Annotated in this window: 5 protein-coding genes; 4 read left to right on the forward strand and 1 reads right to left on the reverse strand. The window is 63.6% G+C overall.

Going from position 1 to position 6,444, the window contains the following annotated elements:
• Window positions 1-41 precede the first annotated feature (41 nt).
• The gene (locus tag ACFFJK_RS16835; protein ID WP_379680653.1) at window positions 42-1,547 is read right to left on the reverse strand and encodes a B12-binding domain-containing radical SAM protein; all 1,506 of its coding nucleotides are present in this window, start codon (window positions 1,545-1,547) and stop codon (window positions 42-44) included.
• A 350-nt stretch (window positions 1,548-1,897) separates the two neighbouring features.
• On the opposite strand from ACFFJK_RS16835, the gene ACFFJK_RS16840 reads away from it, so the two are divergent.
• The 4 genes from ACFFJK_RS16840 (at window position 1,898) to ACFFJK_RS16855 (ending at window position 6,052) form a co-directional block, all read left to right on the forward strand.
• Window positions 1,898-4,216, forward strand: a complete 2,319-nt coding sequence (locus ACFFJK_RS16840; protein WP_379680654.1) for a penicillin acylase family protein — start codon at window positions 1,898-1,900, stop codon at window positions 4,214-4,216.
• Between the two features lie 160 nt (window positions 4,217-4,376).
• The gene (locus tag ACFFJK_RS16845) at window positions 4,377-4,691 is read left to right on the forward strand and encodes a YbjQ family protein (protein WP_379680655.1); all 315 of its coding nucleotides are present in this window, start codon (window positions 4,377-4,379) and stop codon (window positions 4,689-4,691) included.
• Window positions 4,692-4,694: 3 nt separating this feature from the next.
• Window positions 4,695-5,171 carry a YbjQ family protein gene (locus ACFFJK_RS16850; RefSeq protein ID WP_379680656.1) on the forward strand — a complete coding sequence of 159 codons (477 nt, stop codon included), beginning with the start codon at window positions 4,695-4,697 and terminating at the stop codon, window positions 5,169-5,171.
• Window positions 5,168-6,052, forward strand: a complete 885-nt coding sequence (locus ACFFJK_RS16855; RefSeq protein ID WP_379680657.1) for a M48 family metallopeptidase — start codon at window positions 5,168-5,170, stop codon at window positions 6,050-6,052. The genes ACFFJK_RS16850 and ACFFJK_RS16855 overlap by 4 nt, the downstream gene beginning before the upstream one ends.
• Window positions 6,053-6,444: the final 392 nt, after the last annotated feature.

The raw sequence follows: 6,444 nt of genomic DNA on the forward strand, positions 1-6,444 counted from the left end.
AAGAGAATCGTTATCGCTGCTACCGATGGGCCTCAACCGTGTCAGGCCGCCAGGTGGCGCACCTGGCGGGCAGGGGCGGCCGCGGTGACGGGTTTCGTCGCGGCCGGGGCATCGGCCTTGCCGTCGACCTTGCCGGCATAGTCGCTGGCGAGCAGTGCCGCCGCGGCATCGCGCGCCATGCCGCGCAACTGCAGCCACTCCTGCACCAGTTTCGCCAGCTTCTCGAGCGCGATGCGGTGGGTGGCGTCGGTTCTGGTGTAGATCCAGTCCGAGAAGGCCATGAAGTTGTCGAACGGTTTCTCTCCCAGCAAGACGCGCGCGGTGTTGGCGAAGCGTCCGGAATTGGCGACCAGGTCCCAGTAGCGGGCGAAGCGCACCAGGCGCTGCATGGTCGGGAAGTCGATCAGGTTCGTGGCCAGCACGGTGTAGGGCGGGTAGGGGTCGTACACCATGCCGAACGGTTCGGTGTGGCGGATGATCGGCGTGCCGCGCAGGCGCTTGAGGATGCCGAACTGGATCTCCTGCGCGCCGAGTTTGACCAATTGGTCAAATCCGCGGGCGAAGCTGGCGACGTCCTCGCCCGGCAGGCCGGCGATCAGGTCCACGTGCAGGTGGGTCTGCGAGTGCTCGCACAGCCAGCGGATGTTGTCGGCCGCCTTGGCATTGTCCTGGCGGCGGCTGACCAGGGCCTGCACCTCCGGATTGAAGCTCTGGATGCCAATCTCGAACTGCAGCGCGCCCGGCGGGAACCTGGCGATCGACTCCTTCAGCGCTTCGGGCAGGTGATCCGGGACCAGTTCGAAGTGGGCATACACGGGATCGTCGGGATGCGCCTCCAGCTTGTCGAGGAAGAACTGCATGATGCGCAGGCTGGTCTTGACGTTCAGGTTGAAGGTGCGGTCGACGAACTTGAACAGGCGCGCGCCGCGTGCATACAGCGACTCCATCTCGGCGAGAAAAGCGTCGAGCGGGAAGGGCCAGGCGGTCTTGTCGAGCGAGGACAGGCAGAATTCGCACTTGAACGGGCAGCCGCGCGAGGCTTCCACGTACAGGGTGCGGTGGGCGATGTCCTCGTCGCCATATAAAGAATAGGGCAGGGCGACCTCCGCCATCGGCGGCTGCACGCCGGCATGCACCTTCATCAGCGGCTTGGGGCCGGCCAGGATCTCGCCGCACAGCTTGGGGAAGGTGACGTCGCCCCAGCCGGTCACCACGTAGTCGGCCAGTTTCACGATCTGCTGCTCGGCGGTCTCGTAGGAGACTTCCGGCCCGCCCAGCACCACGGTCACGTCCGGGGCGACGCGCTTGAGCATCGCCACCAGCCGCGTCGTTTCCTCGACATTCCAGATGTAGACGCCGAACCCGACGATTCTCGGCCGCGGCTGGTGCGCCAGGATGCGCTCGACCAGGTCGGCGGTCTTGGCGCCGATCACGAATTCCTGGATCCGGGTCTGCTCCCGGAGCGGCCCCATGTTCGCCAGCAGGTAGCGCAGGCCGAGCGAAGCGTGCGTGTAGCGGGCGTTAAGGGTGGATAACAGGATGGTCATGACGGGCGCCGGATCGGTAAAGCCGCCATTTTAAGCGTTGGCCTCATGAAAAGCGCTGGCATTGTGCCAATCCGCCAGCCGGATTTTGCACAGGCAGCCCTGGTGGGCCTGCGTTGTCGGGGTGTCGCGCGACGTCGATTTAATGAGTGTTGCATATCGTGCGGGGGTTGTTGAAGAGTTAAAGTAATGCGCTTTTAACGCTCTTCCATTCGCGCTCAGAACGCAGAAAGGTTCCCATGCAAGGTCGTACCAGCGCATTGCAGCATTCTTACCGGCTTCTATTTGCAACAACGATTGCGCTGGCGTTGGGCGCCTGCAGCAGTGACCCCGAGGGCGAATCGACGGCGTCGATGTCGCGCACCGCCGGCCAGGTCCAGGCGTCTGCGCGTATCCAGGTCGAGGTCGCCCGGACGACCCATGGCGTGCCGCATGTGCGCGGCAAGGATTTCCGCAGCGTCGGCTACGGCCTGGCCTACGCCTATGCCCAGGACAACGTCTGCATGTTTGCCGACTCCGTGCTGACGGTGCGCGGCGAGCGTTCGCGGTTCTTCGGCGCCGACGCGTATCCACGCCAGCGCACCGGCGACGAGTACGGTGGCGGCAGCGGCTTCATGAACCTGAACAATGAAGAAAGCGACTTCTTCTTCAAGGGCTATCTCGACCTCGACCAGCTGCGCGCCAATTACGCCGCCGGCGCCGCGGAGCCACGCCAGCTGCTCGAAGGCTATGTCGAGGGCTACAACCGCTACCTGAAAGACGCTGCCGGCAAGCTGCCTGCCGCCTGTGCCAACGCCGCATGGGTCAAGCCGATTACCTTCGACGATATGGTGCTGGTGGTGGCAGAGAAGGCGCTGCATGCTTCCGCCCAGGTCTTCGCCAGGGATTTCGTCGCCGCCGGACGCGTACCTGGGGCGTCGGTCAGCCTGGTCAAGGCTGCGCCGCGCAAGCTCGACACGCGTACCCTGCTGGCCCAGCTCGACCACCTCAACAAACAGGGTTTCGGCAGCAATGCGCTGGCGGTGGGCAAGGACCTGTCCACCAACGGACGCGGCTTGCTTTTTGGTAACCCGCACTTCCCCTGGACGACCTCCGACCGCTTCTACCAGGCCCACCTGACGGTGCCGGGTCGTTACGATGCCATGGGCGTGATCATCGGCGGCGTTCCCGCGATCGTCATCGGCTTCAATCGCGACGTGGCATGGAGCCACACCGTCACCACGGCCTACCATTTCACGACCTTCCGGCTGGCGCTGGACACCCGCGACGCCAGCGGCACGACGTATGTCTATGACGGAGAGCGCCGCAAGATGACGTCGAAGACGGTCAGCATCGACGCGCTGCTGCCGGATGGGTCGACTGCCAAGCGCAGCAAGACCTTCTACTTCAGCCACCAGGGCGCCGTCATCGTTCGTCCCGAAGCCGGCCTGACCTGGAACGCGAACGCCGCCTTCGTGCTGGCCGACCCGAATCGCAACAATACCCGCATGCTCGAGCAATGGCTGGGTATCGGTACGGCGAACAGCGTGCGCGCGCTGAAGGATTCGCTCGACAAGGTGGTGGGCCTGCCCTGGGTGAATACGATCGCGGCCGACCGCGACGGCAACACCCTGTATGCGGACGCCAGCGTCGTGCCGCACATGAATACCGACAAGTTCATCAACGGCTGCCTGCTGCTGCAGGAGGCGTTGCTGTTCGACGGTTCGCGCAGCAGCTGCGGGTGGGGCCAGGACCGGGGCGCGCCGAGCGGCATTTATTCGCCGGTGAATGCACCGTGGATGATGCGGACGGATTACGTCGGCAATTCCAATGACAGCTATTGGCTGACCAATCCGAAGTCCTTGCTCTATGGCCCGGCGCCGCTGGGCTACTCGCCGCTGTATGGACAGACCGATGTCGAGCAGAGCCTGCGCACCCGGATCGGTTTCCTCCAGCTCGAGGAACTGTTGAAGCAGAAAGGCAGGCTGAATCTGGCCGACATGCAGGCGCTGGCCTTCTCCAACCGTGTGCACGCGGCCGAACTCGTGCTGCCGGAATTGCTGGCCGCCTGTGCCGGCGCGAGCGATGCGCTGAGCCGTCAGGCCTGCACGACACTGGCAGCCTGGGACCGCCGCGCCGACGTCGACAGCCGGGGCGCCGTCCTGTTCCGCGAATTCTGGAACGTGGCAATGGCCATTCCGGGCAAGTGGGCCACGCCGTTCAATCCGGCCGATCCGGTGCGTACGCCGCACGGCGTGGCGCCGGCAGCCATGCCGGCCATGCTGGCGGCCATGCGCGGTGCAGCCGAGAAGCTGCAATCGCTCGGCATTCCGCTCGACGCCCGCCTGGGTGACTACCAGGTCGAGCCGCGCAACGGTGTCCGCATTGCCCTGCACGGCGGAATCGGCAGCGAGGACGGTACCTACAGTTCGCTGACGATGCGTACCGGGCTGACCGCGCAAGGCTATGTTGGGGTCGACTGGGGGCAGAGCTACATCCAGACCGTGAGCTTCGACGCACGCGGTCCGGTGGCCCACGCAATGCTGACCTACGGCCAGTCGGTCGATCCGAAGTCACCCTGGTATGCCGACCAGACCATGGTGTACTCGCGCAAGCAGTGGCCGCTCCTTCCGTTCACGCCGGACAAGATCAAGGCCGATCCGAACTACAAGTCCTTCATGCTGAAGGACTAAGCCGGCGGCCGGGCCATGCGCGCCCGGTCCGGCACAAGACGCGGGCCGTGCAGATCTCCTTGCACGGCCCATGCATGTCCCGCCCGGGATATGCAAATAGCATTGCTTCGCATAAAGTTTGCTGTCTACAATCGGACACTATCTTTTTGCGCGATCAGCCATGCTCCTCACGAATATCGAAACCATCCCCGGCAAGTCCATCACTGTGTGCCACGGCGTTGTCTCCGGCAGCTCGGTGCGCTCCAAGCACGTCGGGCGCGACATCATGGCCGGCCTGAAGAACATGGTCGGCGGCGAGCTGCGCGGTTATACCGAACTGCTCGAAGAGTCGCGCGCGCAGGCGACCGAGCGCATGCGAGCCCAGGCGGCGCAGCTGGGCGCGAATGCGATCGTCAATGTGCGCTTCTCCACCTCGTCAGTGGCAGCCGGTGCGGCGGAAATCTACGTGTACGGCACCGCAGTCACCGTCGAGTAAGCAATGGAATACCTTATCCTGCTGGCCTTCTGGTCGGTGCCGGTGGTGCTGGGCTACGTCTTCGGGCGCGCGGCCGAGTCCCGGCATTACCGTTCGATCATCGCCAGGGAAAAAGAGCAGTTGCACCTGCCTGCCACTTCCTTGAAAACCGTGCTGCGTAGCGACGACGTGGCGCGTAGCGAACTGGTGACGGGGAGCGTGGTCGTTTCCATCGACTATTTCAAGAAGGCCGCGGCGGCACTGCGCACCGTGGTGGGCGGGCCGGTCAAGTCATATGAAACGCTGCTCGACCGCGCCAAGCGCGAAGCGGTGCTGCGCCTGAAGGAGAGCTGCCCCGGCGCGGACGAGATCGTCAACCTGCGTCTTGAAACCATGCCGCTGGCGGGCAGCCAGCGCAACCAGGTGACGAGCGTCGAAGTGCTGGCCTACGGCACCGCCATCTATTACAAGGCAGACAAGGCAGGCACCGCCACCGCATGAAGTACCGGACATCGCTGCCCGCACATAACGACAACATCTCGCACGAGCACCCGCTCAAGGATTTCGTGCTGATCCTGGTCGGCCTGTCGTTGGCGGTGTTGCTCGCCCTGTGGGCACTGGGCTTGGTGGTGGACCGGGTCGTCGACCGCCTGAGTCCGGAAACCGAGGCGAAGCTGAGCGCGCTGGTCGCGCCCCCGGCGCCGAAGGCCGAGGCGGCGATGAAGGAGCGCGAAGCGTGGGCGCAGTCGCTGGTGGACCAGATGCGCCAATGTGCCGGTCTGCGTACGCCGGTGCTCGTCCGGATGACCCAGTCGAAACAAGCCAATGCCGTCGTCGTTCCCGGCGGTACCGTGATCGTCTATTCTGGCCTGCTTGGACACCTGCGGTCGGAAAACGGCATGGCTTTCGTGCTCGCCCATGAGTTGTCCCATCTGGCGCATCGCGACCACCTGCGCGCCATCGGGCGAAAAGTCGTCCTGATTGCCGCCGCGGCACTGCTGACCGGAGACGGCTCGGGGACTGCGAGCGTACTGGCCCCGGCCGAGCACCTTGGCGAATCCGGTTACTCGCGCGGCCGCGAGGCGAGCGCCGACCGGCAAGCACTGGAGATCCTGCAATGCCGGTACGGGCATGTCGGCGGCGCGACCGAATTCTTTGAATCGCTGCGGCATGGCAAACGCGATGCACCGGTCCTTGCCCACTATCTTGCATCGCACCCATCGATGACCTCGCGCAGCGGTTCGGCAGGCGATCCGCCAGGGCGCTCTGCCGGAGGGCGCCGTGCGCCCATTGCCGCGCTGGGACTGAGCGGCCGGCAAAGCTTAAGCGTGGCTGAAATCGCTATTTCAGCTGCTTGCGCAGCACACGTGCGTTTGCTATAGTCTCGTTCCTCCGACGCCGGCGCAGCTTCCAAAGCAGCGAAGCGAAGGAAAAGAGGGAGTTGACGAGAAACGCGAAACACTGCATAATCTCACTTCTCTGCTGCTGACGAACACAACGCTTCGTCGGATACAGCAAGGTGCAAGACACCGATCTTTAACAATCAACAGTCGATAAGTGTGGGCGTTTGATGAAGGTGCCGGCTGGCTTAGGTTAGCTGCATACTTAAATTATCAAATGTTCACAAAAAAGAAATACGTTGCTCAGAAATGAGTAACGGTCAGTATTTTGAGTGAGCGACTCCGTAGCAATACGGATGGCAGCAATGCCAACAAACAGAGATTGAACTGAAGAGTTTGATCCTGGCTCAGATTGAACGCTGGCGGCATGCTTT

It is taken from the genome of Massilia consociata (genome assembly GCF_042432755.1).
GTDB classification, from domain to species: domain Bacteria; phylum Pseudomonadota; class Gammaproteobacteria; order Burkholderiales; family Burkholderiaceae_D; genus Telluria; species Telluria consociata.

Bases quoted from the DNA above. Each gene is read 5' to 3' on its own strand.
- ACFFJK_RS16845 (WP_379680655.1), top strand. From the start codon at position 4,377: ATGCTCCTCACGAATATCGAAACCATCCCCGGCAAGTCCATCACTGTG.
- ACFFJK_RS16840 (WP_379680654.1), top strand. From the start codon at position 1,898: ATGTCGCGCACCGCCGGCCAGGTCCAGGCGTCTGCGCGTATCCAGGTC.
- ACFFJK_RS16835 (WP_379680653.1), bottom strand. From the start codon at position 1,547: ATGACCATCCTGTTATCCACCCTTAACGCCCGCTACACGCACGCTTCG.
- ACFFJK_RS16850 (WP_379680656.1), top strand. From the start codon at position 4,695: ATGGAATACCTTATCCTGCTGGCCTTCTGGTCGGTGCCGGTGGTGCTG.
- ACFFJK_RS16855 (WP_379680657.1), top strand. From the start codon at position 5,168: ATGAAGTACCGGACATCGCTGCCCGCACATAACGACAACATCTCGCAC.